Genomic DNA, 18,257 nt, shown 5'->3' on the forward strand with positions numbered 1-18,257 from the left:
CTAGGTCGGGGTGTGCTATGTCCATTAATATGGCAGAGTTCCATCAGGTTTTTTTTGAAGAAAGCCACGAACATCTTGAAAATATGGAGCAATTGCTCCTTGCATTAGATTTAGACGCCCCCGATCCCGAAGAATTAAATACCATTTTCCGCGCTGCCCATTCGATTAAAGGGGGCAGTGGCATCTTTGGTTTTACCGCGCTTACTAGCGTGACCCACGTAATGGAGAATTTGCTCGATAAAACCCGAAAGGGCACGTTTGAGCTTTCCTCTTCTGTCATTGATCTCTTGCTTCGTACCGTAGATACCCTTTCACATATTTTAAACCTCTATCGGGAAGAGGAGCCCATCGATTGGCAGCAGGTGGAATTTGCCAAAAACCAGCTGGTGGCGGCCTTAAATGGTGAACCCTTTTCCACTCAAACCGCCAATGCGGCAAGCGCTAATGCCAATAATCAGAGCGAAGACAAACCTTTACCAGCAGCGGTTAAGCCAAGTGTAGCGACTCAATCAGTAGACGATAGCTTCGGTTTTTTTGAGGATGAAGTGGAGCTTGGGTTAGTCGATGAAACGGAACATTTCGGCTTTTTTGACGAGGCCTATACCGCAAAGGAAATCCGCGCCGAGGATATTCACGCATCTACCGCAACTGAGCAGAGTTCGACACCGCATGAACTGACGGTTGCTGATCTGGCTGCCAATCAAGTTGCGACTGTTAGCGACGATGCGCTAGATGATGAATTAGGCTACGGCTTTTTTGAATCATTAACGCCCGAAACATTCGCCACTGAAATTGATGCCTTAACGTCAACATCGGTCAAAGAGAAGTCCATCACTAATCAGGCGTCAGCGCCACGAGCAGAAGCGGACACTGCAAAGCCGCAATCGACTCGAGCCAAAAAGCCCGCACAAGAAGCCAGTAAACAGCCCGCTAAATCGGCAGCTAAAGCCGAGGCAATGCCGCCGCAATCTTCTACTTCAACCATAGGCTCGGCATCTAGCAGTAGTCAACCCGCAGCGAAAAAGGCCAGTGCCGCCAGCCAAGATGCCACGTTGAGGGTAGAAACCTCCAAGATAGATACTCTAGTTAATCTTGCGGGTGAATTGGTGATCACCCAATCTATGCTCACCCTTATCGGTAATGAACTGGGCGGCGAATTAGGTGAGCGGCTAAAAACCGCGCTTAATGAGTTAGAACGTAATACCCGGGAGATGCAGGAAGCTGTCATGTCGGTGCGCATGTTACCCGTGTCGTTCGTGTTTAACCGTTTTCATCGACTGGTGCGGGATTTATCGGATCAGCTTGGAAAAAATGTCAGTCTGGTGATTGAGGGTGGCAACACTGAAATTGATAAGGGGATGATTGAAAAGTTAGTCGATCCGCTCACCCACCTCGTTCGTAACAGTCTTGACCATGGTATTGAAAAACCAGAAAAAAGACTTGCAGCAGGCAAAAGTGAAGCCGGTGTCTTGTCCCTTAAAGCCAGTCAGCGCGGCGGCAGTATAGTGATCGCCGTCCACGATGATGGCGGCGGGTTAAACCGCGAGCGCATTTTACAAAAAGCCCGGGAAAATGGCATGGCGCTGCCCGAGAACATGACGGACAAACAAGTGTGGCAATTGATCTTTGCCGCAGGGTTCTCAACGGCGGCTGAGGTCACCGATGTCTCGGGGCGCGGTGTGGGTATGGATGTGGTGCGCAAGAATATTGAGGCCTTAGGTGGTCGGATTGATATTGATTCCGTTGCGGGTCAGGGCGCGACCTTCGAAATCCAGCTTCCCCTTACCTTAGCCATTGTCGATGGCATGAGCGTCAGCGTAGGCAATCAAATTTATATCTTACCTTTAGTACACATTATCGAATCGATACAACCGCAAACTGAGCAGCTTAAATTTTTGGCCAAAGAGCGGTTACTCAGGGTGCGGGAAGAATATTTACCCCTGCTAAACCTCTATCAATTAATGGAAATCGAACCCCAAGCCAAGACGCCAGAAGCCGGCATAGTGGTCTTGCTCGAAAGCAATAATAAACGCTTTGGCCTGTGTGTCGATGCTCTCGTCGGGCAGCAACAAGTGGTGATCAAGAGCCTTGAAAAACATTATCGGCGGATCCCCGGCGTATCGGGGGCGACCATCATGGGCGATGGCAGCGTGGCCTTGATCCTCGATGTTGAATCACTTGCACTGCATATCAAAAATTAACTAAGGATGTCGCAATGGATAACCGCACGAACACGGTGAGTAAGCAGGAGTACAGCGTCCACGATGTGGTCGAGTTTTTAAGCTTTGTGCTGGGTGAAGAACACTATGCGCTCGACATTATGTCGGTGAAGGAGATCCGTGGGTATGAACCCGTCACCAAAATCGCCAATGCGCCGAGTTTTATCAAAGGCGTACTGAATCTTAGGGGGGATATCGTACCGATTGTCGATTTAAGGATGAAGTTTGCCGTGGGCAGTGCGACCTACAACGAGTTCACCATCGTCATTATGTTGAATGTGTTTGATCGTATCGTCGGGATTGTCGTCGATGCGGTGTCGGATGTGATTAAACTCGCCGCCGAAGAAATTCTACCCGCCCCCGAATTTGGGGTGGCCTTCGATAGCCGTTACCTCAAGGGGCTGGCAACGGTAGAAGACAAGATGATCATTTTGGTAAATATACAGGCTCTGATCAGCAGTGATGAGCTGGGTCTAATTGATGCAAATAGTCTGTCTGATCAGGAGTAATCATAATGGGTATTTTCAATGTGTTTGGAAATGAAGAGGCGCGCCAGCAAAAGGAAGAAGAGCTGCAACGCTATTTCCAATTATTAGATAACAGCGGCAACAGTTTTATGATCGCCGACAGCAACCGCAATATTATCTACGCTAATAAAGCGGTATTGAATATGTTATCCGAGGCTGAGGCGGACATTCGCAAAGAGCTGCCGCAGTTCTCTGTGGCCAAGGTGGTGGGCAGTAATATCGATATTTTCCATAAAAATCCGGCCCATCAACGCAATATGCTCGAGCGCCTTACCCAATCCCATACGGCGCAAATCACCATTGGAAAACGGACTTTTAAGCTGATCCTGACGCCCATTATCACCCGTGAAAATAAACACTTAGGTACGGGGGTTGAATGGATTGATAGAACGGAGAGCATAGAGTCCGAGCGGGCGACGCAGCGCATTTTAGAGGCGCTGAATAATACCAGTACCAATGTGATGATCGCCGATGCCAACCGCACCATCATCTATATGAACCGCTCGGTGGAGTCGATGCTGCGCCAATCCGAGAGTGAGATCAGGCAAGCGCTGCCGCATTTCTCCGTCGATAAAATTCTTGGCAGCTCGATGGATATTTTCCATAAGAATCCAGCCCATCAAGCGAGTCTGTTAGACAAGCTCGACCGTAAATATGAATCGCAAATCAAAGTGGCCAGTTGTCACTTCCGCTTAACCGCAAGCCCGATTATTTCCAAAACGGGCGAGCGGTTAGGTTCTGTTGTCGAATGGCTCGACCGCACGGTCGAAGTGCAAATCGAGCAGGAAATCTCGCGTATCGTCAATGCGGCGGCGGCGGGGGATTTCTCCCAACGGGCTGAGACACAAGGTAAGCAGGGCTTCTTTTTAATGCTGGCGAACAGCCTCAATGCCTTGATTGAGACCTCGGATCGCGGTCTACAGGATGTGGCGCGGGTGTTGATGGCGCTCGCCGAAGGCGATTTAACCACGCGTATCTATAACGATTACGAAGGCACCTTTAATGATTTGAAAAACTATTCAAATCAAACCGCTGAAAAGCTCTCTTACATGATAAGAGACATTCAAAAGGCCGCCGATACCATTAATACCGCCTCTTCCGAAATCGCTCAGGGCAATGCTGATCTGTCGAGCCGCACCGAGGAGCAAGCCTCGAGTCTTGAACAAACCTCGGCGAGTATGGAAGAACTGACGGGCACAGTGAAGCTAAATGCCGACAACGCCAGCCAGGCCAATGCACTTGCCTCTAAGGCCGCCGATGTCGCCGTCGATGGGGGCGAACTTATTCAGCAAGTGGTGCAAACCATGGCATCGATTAACGAATCGGCACGTAAGATTGCGGATATTATCGGTGTTATTGATGGCATAGCCTTCCAAACCAATATCTTAGCGCTAAATGCGGCGGTCGAAGCGGCCAGAGCCGGTGAGCAAGGTCGTGGATTTGCGGTGGTGGCCTCAGAGGTGAGAAGTTTGGCCCAACGTTCAGCCAACGCAGCCAAGGACATTAAAGCCTTGATCTCCGACTCTGTGACCAAAATCGAAAGCGGTAACAGCTTAGTCGGCAAATCCGGCGACACCATGAAAGAAATCGTCATCGCTATTAAGCGGGTGAACGACATCATGGCCGAAATTGCCTCAGCCTCGAATGAGCAGGCGATCGGTATCGATGAGATCAGTAAAGCCGTAGTGCAAATGGATGAAATGACGCAGCAAAACGCGGCCTTAGTGGAAGAAGCCGCCGCCGCAGCCGAAAGCATGCAATCGCAGGCGCAGCAGTTAGCGGACAGTGTGGCCAACTTTACCGTGGACGAAGATACCACAGCTACGCCAAAACCCTTGGCGAGCCATAAGAAGTTAGCGGTTAAACCGCCATCGACTGTCACTCGCATGCCCGTTAAACCTAAGGCGATGGCGCCAAAGGTCAATAAAGCCGACCAAGATGAATGGGAAGATTTTTGATTGAGCGAACATCAACCTCTAGGAAAAGAGTTTGTTTTTACGGCGGTGCACTTTAATACGGTGAAAACCCGGCTGTACCAATTTGCCGGCATTAAGTTAGCCGACAGTAAAGACGCCATGGTGTACAGCCGTTTAGTCCGGCGGATAAGGGCGCTCAAGTTAGAGGGATTTACCGCGTATTTTGAGTATTTGCAGGCGCACGAGAGTGAACATCAGGAGTTTATTAATGCGCTAACCACTAATCAGACGGCGTTCTTTCGCGAGCCCCATCACTTTGAGATCTTAAAACAATATTTACAGGCCCATCCGCACACCAAAAGGATCTGGTGTGCGGCCAGTAGCACGGGGGAGGAGCCTTACTCCATTGCTATGGTGGTGGCCGAGCATTTTGGCCGCTTCAACACGCCCATCGAAATCATTGCTTCGGATATCGACAGCGGCGTACTGAAAAAGGCGCAGCTGGGTATTTATCCTATCGAGCGTATCGAGGCGGTAAGTGCCGAGCGCAAGAAGGCGTTTTTTCAGCGGGGGCGCGGGGCACAACAAGGCAATGTGCGCGTGGTGCCAGAGCTCAAACAGATGCTGCAGTTTACTCGGCTCAACTTAGTCGATGAGTTTTGGTCAATCAAGACGCCAATCGATGTGATTTTTTGTCGAAACGTGATGATTTATTTCGATAAAACTACGCAGGAAAGCATTCTTAAACACATGATGCTTTCCCTTGCCGATGATGGACTCTACATCGCAGGCCATTCGGAGAACTTTAATATGTTCCCCCAGATCATTAAGCCAGTGGGCCAGACAACCTACAAGGCGGTAAAGGGAGCTTGATGAGTGCCAAAGCCGAATATTGAATACCCCGTTATCGAGCCGAATCGCTATTATGACCATCATTTTGGCTGTGATGCGGTCAAAATTCTGCCGGGGGAGTTTTTCGCCACCCGCGACCAAACCATGATAGTCACAGTGCTAGGTTCATGTGTGTCCGTTTGCCTCTCCGATCCCGATTTAAAAATTGGTGGAATGAATCATTTTTTATTACCGAGTGATAATGGCAACAGTTCGGGGATCTTAACCGATTCAGCCCGTTACGGTGTGTACGCTATGGAGTTGCTGATCAATGAGTTGCTCAAACTCGGTGCGCGGCGTCGTGCCTTGGTCGCTAAAGTGTTCGGGGGCGGAAATATGCTCAATGGGATCACCGCCCATAATATCGGTGAGCGCAATGCGGAGTTTGTACTCGAATATTTACAGATGGAACAAATCCCCATTTTGGCCGCAGACTTACTCGATTATTATCCTCGGAAAGTGTATTTTTTTCCGGCGACAGGTTTAGTAAAAGTTAGAAAAATCAGAACAATGCATAATAGCACCATTATGGACAGGGAAAGTGAGTATCGCCTAAGGATCAGGAATTTGCCGAGTGGCGGAGATGTGGAACTCTTTGGTGACTAAGACATGACGATAAAAGTACTGGTGGTTGATGATTCGGCATTGATCCGTAACTTATTGGGCAAGATGATCGAAGCCGATAGCGAACTTTCCCTAGTTGGCATGGCCGCCGATGCCTATATGGCCAAGGATATGGTTAATCAGCATCGCCCCGATGTGATCACTTTAGATATTGAAATGCCTAAAGTGGATGGCTTGACCTTTTTAGACCGATTAATGAAGGCTAGACCCACGGCGGTGGTGATGATTTCGTCGTTAACCGAAGAAGGCGCTGACGCTACATTTAACGCGCTCGCCCTCGGGGCGGTGGACTTTATCCCTAAGCCGAAATTAGATTCGCCCCAGGATTTTAATGAATACCAAGATTTAATTTTGGAGAAAATTAAATCGGCCGCCCACGCGAAACTGAAAACCCAACGAGCAGCTCCTGCCGTCGTGGTGCAACCTAGCCATAAGCCCGCGCTGAGCAGCAGAGTAATCAACACCCAATTGGTGGCAATTGGCGCCTCCACTGGCGGTACCGAAGCCATTTTGTCGCTGTTACAGCAGTTTCCGGCGGTAATGCCACCGATTGTGATCACCCAACATATGCCACCGGGCTTTACTCGTACTTTTGCGGAGCGGCTAAATAAACTCACCCGTTTGAATGTCAAACAGGCCGAAGATGGCGAACGTTTGCTGCCCTGTTATGTGTATATTGCGCCGGGGGATCAGCACCTAGAAGTGATTAAGGTCGGCGGCAGTTTTAAGACCCGCTTGACCCAGGGCGACAAGGTGAGTGGCCATAGGCCGTCGGTCGATGTGCTATTTAACTCGGTTGCCGAGTGCGCGGGGGCCAATACCACTGCGGCGATCCTAACTGGCATGGGCAAAGATGGCGCCGATGGTATGGCGTTAATCGATGAACAGGGCGGTAAAACCTTTGCGCAGGGAGAGCAGAGCTGTGTGGTGTTCGGCATGCCAAGGGAAGCGATCAAACGCGGCGTTATCCATCATGTCGTCGAACTGCCGCAACTGGCGGATAAGATGCTCAATTATTTAGCCTCGCTTAAGCGAGACTAAAGCACTGACAACGTCTGTTAAGATTGCAGGCCTAGCGCGTCGACGCACTTTGTTCTTATCAATCGCAAACAATGGCAAATTACGCGCTACCTTGTCATTCCACACAACATTCTTATTTGTGCGCATTCGTGTAGTTAGTCATGCACACTACCATTGATCAATTATTTAAAGCCCTAACATAACGAGATTATCGCCGGAACATATGATCAGAGCATATCGCGAGAGTCGGGTTTATTTTATTAAGGTGGTGATTAAACGATTGCGCCCGGTACGTTTTGCCTCATACAGATTTTTATCCGCTAGCAATAGACAGTCTTGAAACTCGCTGCATTCGGTCGAGAAGGCTAAGCCCCCGCTTAAGGTGACTTTAAATTCGGCGCCTTCTTCGACAAACACAATATGGCTAAAGCTCTCGCGAATAGCATTAAGCTTGGCAATAGCTAAGGGCGCGGGGAGATCGGGCAAGACCAGCATAAATTCTTCGCCGCCGTATCGGCCCATAAAATCCACGGGACGCAGGGATTGCTGCAACAGATGGGCAAAGGCCAACAGCACTTTGTCGCCGCCAGAATGTCCGTAGGTATCATTCACTTGCTTAAAGTGATCTAAGTCCAGCATAGCAATGCACACCGAGGAGTTGATGCGTTTGGCGAGGTTAAAACAGCGGCGGGCGGCAACGAGGATCTGGGTGTGATTAAGCAGGCCCGTTAAGCTATCGCGGCTGGCGGAGCTTCGAATATCATGGCCACGCTGGGCGCGGGAAATCACTTGCGTCACAAACAGACTTGGCGCGGTTTGTTTCGAGATTAAATCGTCGGAGCCCGCCTGAATGATGCTGACCTTGTTCTGCATAGTGTCGTCGGAACTGAGCACTAGGATAGGGCTTGAGCTGTATTTATCTAATTGGCGGATCATTTTCGCCAGCTCTAAACCATTCACATCGGGCATATACAAATCGAAAATAAACAGATCTGGCTCAAATTGCTCTAGGGTCGGCAGCACTTGCTCGGGTTTGGTCATGCCTTTCACCATCAGCCCATGACTGCGAAGCAGACTGGAAAAATAATCGACCATGGATTGCTGATCGTCCACCAGCAAAATTTTAAGCGGCTGTTTTTCTGACATTTTGAGCCACTGGTGGATCTTGCGTACCAGTAGGGTGGTTTCGGCGGGTTTGACAAAATACTCGCTGACATTGGCACGGATCGCCAGCAGTCGCATCTCAAAATCACCGCGGGAAGAGAGAACAAACACTCGGGTATTGTGCTTCTCAAACTCGGTCGCCGCGGTAAATAAGGCTTCTTCGGTATAATCGGGCAAGATGAGATCTAATAAAATCAAATCGAAGGGCGAGGTATTTTGAATTTCGAGGAAGTCGGTGAAATTTAAAAAGTGCTGCACATTAAAACCAAATTCATGCAGCTGCTTCGTTATCATCGCCCCGACATTATTGTCATCCTCAATAATTGCTATTCGATACTCGTGCCGTGCTTTTGTCGGCTTATAGGGACTGTGCTGCATTTGCGCTTCAACCACGGGGGCCGCTGGCTCGCCACGGAGGTTATTTTGCAGCAGTTGGTGAAAGAGGGTATCTAAGCTTTTGATCACATTCAGCGCTGGTGCGGGCGAATCGAGTAAATTTTTTAACAGCAGTTCAAGCTTATCGACAATCTCTTTGGTGTCGGTCAAGCCAAAAGTTTCGCAGGAGCCTTTTAAGTTATGGACTTCACGGTAGACCGCCGACAGCATATGGCTCTGCCAGTTTTTCCGTAGCGAGATCCACAGGGTGATAATTTGTTTCTTCTTATCGGGTAGTGCATGTAAGTACTGACGTTTTAGTTGTTCTAAGGATTCTTCAAGACTCATAGGCTATCACCACCATCAGAATTTATAGGATAAGCTGGTGCACTGCGGGCGCGTATGCAATACCTCATAAGTATTAGTCGGCACAATTAGTGGGATTTTCTGCTTATTCGATACCCTAAGAGTGTAAACCAAGGTTGAGAAAATGCGGTGCTTGAGCTGTGATTTCACTCGATATTTATGTTGCGAGAGACCGATATGATACATTTCAGTCAAATGTAGCACTGGCTAAATCTTGTAAGATAAAAACACATGCCTATAAGTGTTCTATAACCGCCATGGGCATTAACAAAACCGTACAGGAGGACAGACAGAGTGAAGGGACGAGTAAAAGATAAGTGGGCTTATCCCGTGTTTTTTCGACCGTTAATCTTGTGGATGAGCGCTCTGAGTATCGGCTTATCTTGCTCAACGGCATGGGCGTTGGTAAAACAAGACTCTAAGGCCATCTGTATTCTTATCCAAAGTGAGATGCAAGATTGGCATCCCACTACGCCGCGCTACCAAGAGCTTAAGGCAAGATTTGACGAGCATTGCCAGCAGCCCGTCGCCAACGGTGTTAAATCCACGCTAAGGCAGCCAGCAACACCCACTACGGTTCGCCACGACGCGCCTAAACAGAAACCCAATATAATACCTGCCGTGGTAACTGCGAAACCTACGTCCGCGCCAAGCACCATTTCTCCCATCTCTTCAATGTTCGAGTCGTTGTCGATTATTTTGGTTATTCCAATCCTTTTGCTGCTGTTTGCGATAGTGACCTTGTTATTTCGTCCGTCACTTAGGCAATACAGAGATGAAAGATTAGGTCAACAGGGGGAAAAGCGAGTCGCTAAGTTACTGAAACAGGGACTCAAAGATGAGGACTACCGACTTTATCGCAATTTAATTTTGCCCATGGATGAGATAAATGAAGGTACGCCTGCTTTGACGGAAGTGGATTTAGTCTTGCTGACCCATTTCGGCGTGTTCGTCCTTGAAGTTAAAAATTACTCCGGCTGGATATTTGGCGGCGAGAAGCAATCGCAGTGGACGCAGAAAATCTATACCAAGCAAACCAGTTTTAAAAATCCTCTCCATCAGAACTATAAACATTGTTTGGCGGTTGCCCATTGCTTAGGGTTAGTCGAAGGGCTCCATTCGGTCGTCGTGTTTAGCGATGAGGCTAGCTTTAAAACGCCGTTGCCTAAAAATGTGGTGAATGAGTCGGGACTTTTGAGTTTAATCGCTCAATATAAAGGGCAAATAACGGAAACCTCTCACTGCACAAATCTGGCATTCACTGTCGCCGCAGAACGGCTGGATATTGCCCAGCAGCAGTCAGACTCTGATGCTAAATCATTGCACTTAATGCAGTTTAAGCATCGCCGTATTGAGCCAACCATCTCAAGTTAAGGGGATAATTAATATTCTCGCGCAGGTGATAACGAATGGGATTCTTGCGCTATCTTTAAGAACATCATTGGCCTAGAAGCAACTGGAAGGATAAGGATATGCCCAATAACACAGGTACAGTGAGGTTACATCGAGTGCTGCGTGCGCCAGCGGCGTTAGTCTACAAGGCATTTACCGATAAAGCGGCCCTAGAGCGTTGGTTACCACCTTACGGCTTTGTGGGAACGATTCATGAGTTTGAATTGGCCGTTGGGTCAGGGTATTCCATGAGCTTTACCCAATTAGCGACCGGACACAGTCACTCCTTTAAGGTGGTCTATACCGAGCTTATCCCCAACACACTTATTCGCCATACCGACCAATTTGATGATGAACATCTGCCTGGGGTGATGCAGGTGACTATCGAATTAACCGAGGTTTCCTGCGGCACCAATTTGCAGATCACTCAGGAGGGCATTCCTGCCGTGATCCCAGAGGAAATGTGTTACTTAGGTTGGCAGGAATCATTAACGCAACTTGCGGCTTTGGTGGAAGCGAAAACAGAATGAAGCCGTCAGTCACTGGGTGATATAAAAGGGGGATTTGAGAGGGGGATATAAAAAAGACGCTTATCTCGAGTAGAGTGAAGCGTCTTTTTATTGGGCTATTTGATAAAGCCTTTTACAAAAGGCTTATCGCACAACAGCAGCAGGATTATGCACTAGCAAGGTTTGCCAGATACTCATCAAAGGTCCCTTGGAAGTTCACCAATTTTTTATCCCGAATATCGATAATGCGGGTCGCTAACGAGGACACAAATTCGCGGTCGTGGCTGACGAAAATCAATGTGCCTTCAAAATCTTTGATGGCATTATTTAAGGATTCAATCGCTTCCATATCCATATGGTTAGTCGGTTCGTCCATAATGATGACGTTGATATCTTGCATCATTAACTTGCCGAAAATTAAACGGTTTTTCTCACCGCCTGAGCAGTTTTTCGCTTTTTTGTTGGCATCATCTTCGGTAAACAGCAAACGACCTAACATGGCTCGTACCATTAAATCGTTGTGTTTTGGCTGACGCCATTGGTCCATCCATTCAATAATAGTCAAATCATTATCAAAATCGCTGGTGCTGTCCTGCGGGCAGTAACCAATGGAAGCGTTTTCGGACCACTTAATCACGCCTTGATTATGGATTAACTCATTGACTAAACAGCGTAATAAAGTTGTTTTACCTACGCCGTTCTCGCCGATAATCGCAAGCTTTGCACCGGCTTCGAGGATTAAATCGCCGCCTTCGAATAATAATTCGCCATCAAAACCGTGGGCGAGGTTCTCAAGCACCAATGCCTGACGGTGCATTTTCTTACCCGGCGCGAAGCGAATCGATGGCGCGATACGGCTGGAGGATTTGACTTCGTCCAGTTTAATTTTGTCCATGCGCTTGGCGCGTGAGCTAGCCAGTTTTGCCTTAGAAGCGTTAGCGCCAAAGCGGTTAACGAAGTCCTGCAGCTCTTCAATCTCGGCGCTCTTCTTGGCGTTGCTCGACAGCAGTTGTTCGCGCTGCAGGGCCGATTGCTCGAGGAAGTATTCGTAGTTGCCGGGATAAATCCGCAGTTCACCGTAATCGATATCCGCCATATGGGTACAGACAGCATTTAAGAAGTGTCTGTCGTGGGAAATGATGATCATGGTGCATTTGCGCTTATTCAGCTCAGTTTCGAGCCAACTAATGGTGTGAATATCCAAGTTGTTGGTGGGTTCGTCCAGAAGCAAGATATCAGGATTAGCAAACAGGGCTTGGGCTAACAGCACGCGCAGTTTCCAACCAGGGGCGACCTGTGACATTGGGCCATAGTGGTAAGATTCTTCAATACCTGCTTCGATGAGGATTTCGCCCGCGCGGCTCTCGGCGCTGTAGCCGTCCATTTCGGCAAATTCACTCTCGAGATCGCCCACACGCATACCGTCTTCTTCGGTCATATCGGGTTTGGCATAAATCGCGTCACGCTCTTGCTTGATTTTCCACAGTTGGGTATCACCCATAATCACCGCATCGATTACCGTGTATTGCTCGAAGGCAAATTGATCTTGGCTTAGGGTGCCGACCTTCAAACCCGGCGTGATCGACACGTTGCCCGAGGTTGGGGCGAGGGCGCCGCTTAAGATCTTCATAAAAGTCGATTTGCCGCAGCCGTTTGCGCCAATCAAACCATAACGGTTGCCGTTGCCAAATTTTGCCGAGATATTTTCAAATAATGGCTCTGGGCCGAATTGCATGGTGATATTTGCGGTAGAGATCAAGGGTATGTCCTAGGAAAAAGTCGTTAATAACGGCTTAAAAAGCTGACAACCGCAAACAGTATTGCAATATCGAGCTAGTTATTGGCCAAATGATTTGGGCGCGGAGTATAGCGATTTCAGGCTCAAGATGCGAGTTTCAAGCAAAAAGGTTCAAGGCAAAAATAAACCGAGCCACTCGGACTCGGTTATCATTCCTCTCGCCAGATCATGCGGCATTCAACTGGCTCAATATTCAGTTAAGCGATAATTTCTCGATAATACTGCGCCAAGGCAGCCATTTAAAAGATTGATTATTATCGGGTAAATGATTATGCCCATCCTGTACCACTAGCATTCCCTGTTGCCAAGCTCCCGTGCCGACGCTTAAGTGAGTCACGGCTAGGCCATCGGTTTCACTGCTGCCATCGATACTGGTTTCACGGCCATTTTCCATGCCGTTAAGGTTTACCCCAAGGCGAAATTTGCCTAATTGGGCGTAGGGCGGCTGCGCCTGATACAGCAAGTAACTGTTATCGCCTTGGCTGGAGACCACCAGCAGATCCTGTTTTTTACCGTGAATAGTTGCGCCTTGGTAGAGTGAAATCCCTTCGACATCGGCGACTAAGTCGCCCTCGGCTTTAATGATGAGTTCGCCTTGAGTGCCGCCATTAGCCTTGGCATTAAAGCGCCAAATGCCTTTGTCTTCTTCACCAATAAACAGCGCGTGCTGAGCCTCATCGACCACACAACCTTCGACTTGGCTTGGGGTATGGATATCACGCACAAGCGCGATACTTGGGCCATTTGCCTGCCAATCGACGCGGTATTGGGCGATGCGGCCGGATTTTTCATTGGCGAACACATACAGGGTATCGGCATCTTGATACAGGCACATGCCATAAATATCCAGCATATTCGTGGCTTGATTGGGATACTCGTTGAGCTTCCCTTCAGCATCGATTTCATAGAAGGCGAGGCTGTCGTTATCCCTTAAGGTCGCCACGGCGATATCGCGTTTTTTACCGCCCAGCATCACTTGCTGGCGCAGATCGACGTTATTGATACGCCCCGACGGCAGGGCTTGAACCTGCTCACCACGCATATTAAAGCTCAAGAGTCCCCAACGTTTGTTGGTGCCAAGCACTAGGCTTTTTTCCGGTTGAGTTGGATGCACCCAAATCGCTGGGTCGTCCATGGTATCGCCGGGTCTATCGGATGGGGCGCTTTCAACCCAAGCAGGGATTTCGACAGTATTATCGCTGGACTCGTTATTTGACTGACTCTGGTCTATAGGTAAGACTGCTTGGCTAAATAAGTACTGATCGGTTTTATCATCATAGAGGGCAAACTGGATTGCCTTGTTGGTGCTGGTTCCGTTTAGATAACCACTGAAACCCTGTACCTTCCCTAAGTTGTAGTTTGCAATCGGCTGTTGATCTAAGGTCAGGGTACCTTTTTTATCGCTTAACAATAACTTGCCATCGATGACTTGCATGCCCGCGATATCATTATTGAGTGCGGCGAGAACCAACTTAGCGCTATTGTTGGCAAAGGGGCTGGCATCAAATTGCCAGACACCGGCTTCTGGCTCACTGACTAATAGTGTGTCGCCGTCGATGGCGCAGCTAGTACTATTGACGGGAATTGCCTGACTGCGCAGCTTTTTCGGCATAAAGTGTCCGGCATCGCCTAACAGCCATTGCTCGCTATAACCGTCTTCGCCGCCAAACCACGCGTAGATATTGCCATCCTGCGGCCTTGGTTGAATGCAGATCCAATTGATTTCAAACGATGTCATCGGCAGCAGTGGCAATACATTAGTCGCGACTTTGCCTTCTATCTGTTTGACCATGATAGGGCGAATGCGATCGGCGCGGCGATCCAGCGTTAAAGCATAGGGATCGCTAAAGGCGAACAATTCAAACTCGCCTTTGACTAAGGTTTTAGCTGCGGGCAGGGTCGTTTTATCCGCGCTTGGCATGCTTTGTAGCATCAAACCTTGCTTTTCACTCACCCACAGCCAATCGGCGGCAGGGAGTACTGCGTGGTTATCGTTGTTAAACAGCAAGGCTTGGGCTTGGCTGCCTTTATAAGCTTGGGCTGAGATGGGTTGAGCGAATGCGCTCAAGGGCGCACTGATAAGGCCTAAGGTCACAGCTATGGCACTAATTTGGGTAAATGGTGTTGTCATATCTTCGTTCTTTTCAATGGGTGATTAATAGTTGGTGTACTGCACGCCTAACTGGAAAGTGCGGCCATAGGCTTCGTATTGGGCGTTGTAGCTGCTGTCACCCGTGTAGCTGTAGTAGGGCTCGTCGGTCAGGTTCACCCCTTTGAAATACAAGGTTAAATTGCTGGTTAAATGGGCCTTGGCGACAAAGTCCCACTGCAAGTGATTGTCTTGATAGAGATCGTAGCGCTCATCACTGAGCTCTGTGACTTCCTGTAAATATTCGGATTTATAGGCCGCCGATAACCAGACACTGGCGTAGCTGTTTTCATAGCCAAGGGACAGGTTTGCGGTGAGATCCGATTGGCTTGGCATCGGAATATCACGGCTCAGTAATTGGCCATCCTCCAGCCAACTGATCTTGGCGCTGGAATCTGTGTAAGTGAGGTTAGAGTTGAGCACCAGCGCATTAAAGGGCTCGGGCAAAAAGTTAAACTCTTGCACATAACTGAGCTCGACGCCGTAGATGTCGGCGCTATCGCCATTAACAAAGGTGACGGCGCTATGGGCATCGATATAATCGCCACGGCCAGCTAAATCCGCCTGATAGATAAAGTTGTCGATATCTTTATAAAACAGCCCCGCCGAAATTAAGCCGATATTGCCAAAATAGTGCTCGAGGCTTAAGTCAAAGTTCATCGATTCGAGCGACTTTAGTTTTGGATTGCCAAAGGTTAAATCGATATCGCCATCATCCTCTTCGAGCAAATATCCCGGCGCCAATTGGCCGAATGTTGGGCGCACTAAGGTGTTGGTCCAAGCGGCGCGCAGCACGGTATTGTCGCTATAGCGGTAAGTGAGGTGCAGTGCGGGCAGCCAATGATCCTCATCGCGGGAATGCTTGATATCGATAAATTCGCCCTTGGCACCATCGTAACCGTAGCCACTAGAATCCCATTGATTTTGCTCGAAACGCAGCCCTGTTAGGATACGCAGTTTATCGATATCGATGTGGCCCATCAGGTAGGCGGCGTTGATATCTTCGCTGATATCAAAATCGTTAATGGTGGACTCGATATCATCGCGATTGCTGTCGGCATCTAGGCTGTCGATTAGCTGCCATAGCGGCGCAGCATTGATGCCGCTGCCAAAGCGGCCGAGGTCATAGTCAAGCTCATTGCCTGCATATTGACTCAATAACAAGTCTTCATCACTTACCCCTTGATCGCCTAAGTCGCTGTAGATCCAAATATCTTCGCGATTGGATTTATCGCGGCGGCTTAGCTTGACCCCAGTTTTTAGCTCGACACTGTAATCCGCAATAGTTAACTGGCGGGTAAGATCCAGTTGACCACTGTTGATGGTGTCTTCGGCCTTGGAGGCGGCGATTTCTATCTCATCTAATTCAAAATTGTCGTTTTGGTAATAGTCTTCGGGGGCGATAATTTGTGGCTGTTTGGTATTGCTAAAGCCCGTGTTATCAATCTTGGCGACAAAGTCGGCGCCGGCGATATCCCGCGGTTTGTCGGCGCTGGCGGTGCTGTGGCTCGCTTGATAGTCGAAGGTCCAGCGTTCGAAGCGGGTTTGGCCTCCGAGCACAAAGGAGGTGATGTTTTGGTTTTCGGTGCGTGATTTTAGTGAGCGAGTGGTTTTGCCTTGGCTGAGGGCATTTTCTTGCTGCGGCGATTTCCACTTGGTTTTAGCGCTGTTGCGGGTTTCGGTATCATCAAACTCACTGTAAAGGGTGCGTAGATATAGATCGGTATCATCGCTCGGCCGATAATCGAAGTTCACGCCTATGCCTAAACGCTCACGATTGATTTCATAATCCCGTGCATCGACGGATTCAAGCGCTGCATCCTCAAAGCCGTTATCCCCGGCAAATTCCCATTTACCGCCGGTTTCGACGTTGTCTGAGCCAAAGTCACGGTTATACCAACTGGCACCTATGGCTACCCCTAGCTTGTCGGCAAAGATATCGCTGTAGCTGGCGGCAAGTTTGGGATTGGTATTGTCGGTTAAGGTATCTTGGCTCGCCTCGGCGTTGAGGTTGAGATAAGTATCATCGCGATCGAAGGCCGACAGACTTTTGACCTCAATGGCGCCGCCCAGTGCATCGGCATCCATATCCGGTGTTAAGGTTTTACTCACTTCTACCGATTGCAATAGATCCGATGGCACCACATCGAGGGCAACCGCACGGCGATCGCTTTCGGGTGAGGGTAAGCGCGTGCCGTTCATCGACACTGAGTTATAGTCAGGCGCCATACCGCGCACGCGCACAAAGCGACCTTCGCCCTGATCCCGCTCGATAGACAGCCCTGGCACCCGTTGCAGTGATTCACTGATATTGCTGTCGGGGAAATTCCCCAGCACATCGGCACTGACCACGCTCAGCACGTTATCGGCGCCGCGTTGGCGGTTCATGGATTTACTTAATGCGCCTTGTTGGCCGACCACGCGGATATGCTCCACATCATCTTGGCTGCTTAAGTTGATATCTTGCAGTGTGGTTTGTTTATCGCGAATGCTGATCCTATGCTCGTTTGGCATCGCCCCTAGGTAGTTGACCACTAAGGTGTAATCGCCATCCTGCACACCGACAAAAAAGAAACGCCCATCACGGCCTGCCTGCTGGCTAAGGTTGAGCTCTTTTAAGGTGACGGTCGCACCTGCAAGGGGTTGTTGGCTGCTGTTATCGCGAATTTGCCCCTCAAGTTTGCCTATGGCCAGAGCATTGTGACTCAGTCCAGCGAGCACCAGGGCTAAGCTTAAGGCTGAGAGACGCGACGTGAGACGTTTGTGGACCCTAGCGACAGGATGCGCTTGTTGTGGCGGCAGAGAACCTAATTGTCGAGCGATTGGAGATTGCATCTTGAGTTCCGTTTCAGTTGTTTCAGTTGAGTGTTATTGCAAGCCTTGTGGGAAGGCTGATTTGTAATGGCGGCCAAGTTAGGGGAGCAAAATGTCAGATTTGTGACGGGATAGTTGAGCCGTACGGTTTGGCTCGCTTTTACCCACTGAAATGGCGATTTTGAGCTAAGGCTGAGCCAAAATGACGCTTACAGAATCAGCGTCATATAAGAAGGTGTTGGCTGTTATAGGGCGCTTGCATGATTCAATCATTCAATCCCGTTTGAAGTGAAAATAACGCAGTTTTAGAATGGGTTAGAGAGTGTTTGTTTAGATTTTGGCTCGTTACTTTATGGCGGGATGCGATGTTTTTGGGGCCGCGAATACGGCGTAGATTGAGTTCAAAGGGACTCAAATTAAGCGAAGATGGCACTTTTCTCGACTCAGCGGAAAACTGCCTGAGCTAATTTGCCGCAGTAGCAGTGCTTATTGT

Annotated in this window: 12 protein-coding genes; 8 read left to right on the forward strand and 4 right to left on the reverse strand. The window is 49.0% G+C overall.

The genetic code is table 11. The features are described 5' to 3' along the window. Positions 1–17: 17 nt before the first annotated feature. From ACUZ8J_RS09975 to ACUZ8J_RS10000, 6 genes are read left to right on the forward strand one after another with little or no spacing between them, the layout of a single operon-like run. Positions 18–2,201, forward strand: coding sequence for a chemotaxis protein CheA (locus ACUZ8J_RS09975; protein ID WP_446693734.1), 2,184 nt, complete (start codon positions 18–20; stop codon positions 2,199–2,201). A gap of 14 nt (positions 2,202–2,215) precedes the next feature. Continuing rightward, positions 2,216–2,728, forward strand: a complete 513-nt coding sequence (locus tag ACUZ8J_RS09980; protein ID WP_446693735.1) for a chemotaxis protein CheW — start codon at positions 2,216–2,218, stop codon at positions 2,726–2,728. 5 nt (positions 2,729–2,733) lie between these two features. Then, on the forward strand, positions 2,734–4,704 hold the full coding sequence (locus ACUZ8J_RS09985; protein WP_446693736.1) for a methyl-accepting chemotaxis protein: 1,971 nt from the start codon (positions 2,734–2,736) through the stop codon (positions 4,702–4,704). After that, positions 4,705–5,535 (forward strand): CheR family methyltransferase, encoded by an 831-nt coding sequence (locus ACUZ8J_RS09990; RefSeq protein WP_446693737.1) that lies wholly within the window; start codon positions 4,705–4,707, stop codon positions 5,533–5,535. 3 nt (positions 5,536–5,538) lie between these two features. Beyond that, on the forward strand, positions 5,539–6,159 hold the full coding sequence (gene cheD, locus ACUZ8J_RS09995) for a chemoreceptor glutamine deamidase CheD (protein ID WP_086904262.1): 621 nt from the start codon (positions 5,539–5,541) through the stop codon (positions 6,157–6,159). Between the two features lie 3 nt (positions 6,160–6,162). Next, complete coding sequence (locus ACUZ8J_RS10000; protein WP_374919162.1) at positions 6,163–7,218, forward strand: protein-glutamate methylesterase/protein-glutamine glutaminase; 1,056 nt, start codon at positions 6,163–6,165, stop codon at positions 7,216–7,218. A 231-nt stretch (positions 7,219–7,449) separates the two neighbouring features. Here ACUZ8J_RS10000 and ACUZ8J_RS10005 read toward each other — a convergent pair whose 3' ends face one another. Further along, positions 7,450–9,084, reverse strand: a complete 1,635-nt coding sequence (locus ACUZ8J_RS10005; RefSeq protein ID WP_248968338.1) for a diguanylate cyclase — start codon at positions 9,082–9,084, stop codon at positions 7,450–7,452. A gap of 312 nt (positions 9,085–9,396) precedes the next feature. Here ACUZ8J_RS10005 and ACUZ8J_RS10010 point away from each other — a divergent pair, with 312 nt between their 5' ends. Beyond that, positions 9,397–10,476, forward strand: coding sequence for a nuclease-related domain-containing protein (locus ACUZ8J_RS10010; protein WP_446693738.1), 1,080 nt, complete (start codon positions 9,397–9,399; stop codon positions 10,474–10,476). Between the two features lie 98 nt (positions 10,477–10,574). Continuing rightward, positions 10,575–11,024 (forward strand): SRPBCC family protein, encoded by a 450-nt coding sequence (locus tag ACUZ8J_RS10015; protein WP_446693739.1) that lies wholly within the window; start codon positions 10,575–10,577, stop codon positions 11,022–11,024. A 145-nt stretch (positions 11,025–11,169) separates the two neighbouring features. On the opposite strand, the gene ACUZ8J_RS10020 is transcribed toward ACUZ8J_RS10015, so the two are convergent. The 3 genes from ACUZ8J_RS10020 to ACUZ8J_RS10030 form a co-directional block, all read right to left on the reverse strand. After that, positions 11,170–12,762 carry an ABC-F family ATPase gene (locus ACUZ8J_RS10020; RefSeq protein WP_446693740.1) on the reverse strand — a complete coding sequence of 531 codons (1,593 nt, stop codon included), beginning with the start codon at positions 12,760–12,762 and terminating at the stop codon, positions 11,170–11,172. Between the two features lie 232 nt (positions 12,763–12,994). Continuing rightward, positions 12,995–14,932, reverse strand: a complete 1,938-nt coding sequence (locus ACUZ8J_RS10025; RefSeq protein WP_446693741.1) for a phytase — start codon at positions 14,930–14,932, stop codon at positions 12,995–12,997. A gap of 24 nt (positions 14,933–14,956) precedes the next feature. Beyond that, positions 14,957–17,785, reverse strand: coding sequence for a TonB-dependent receptor (locus ACUZ8J_RS10030; RefSeq protein WP_446693742.1), 2,829 nt, complete (start codon positions 17,783–17,785; stop codon positions 14,957–14,959). Positions 17,786–18,257 lie beyond the last annotated feature (472 nt).

This window comes from Shewanella sp. Koi 1, assembly GCF_052907445.1.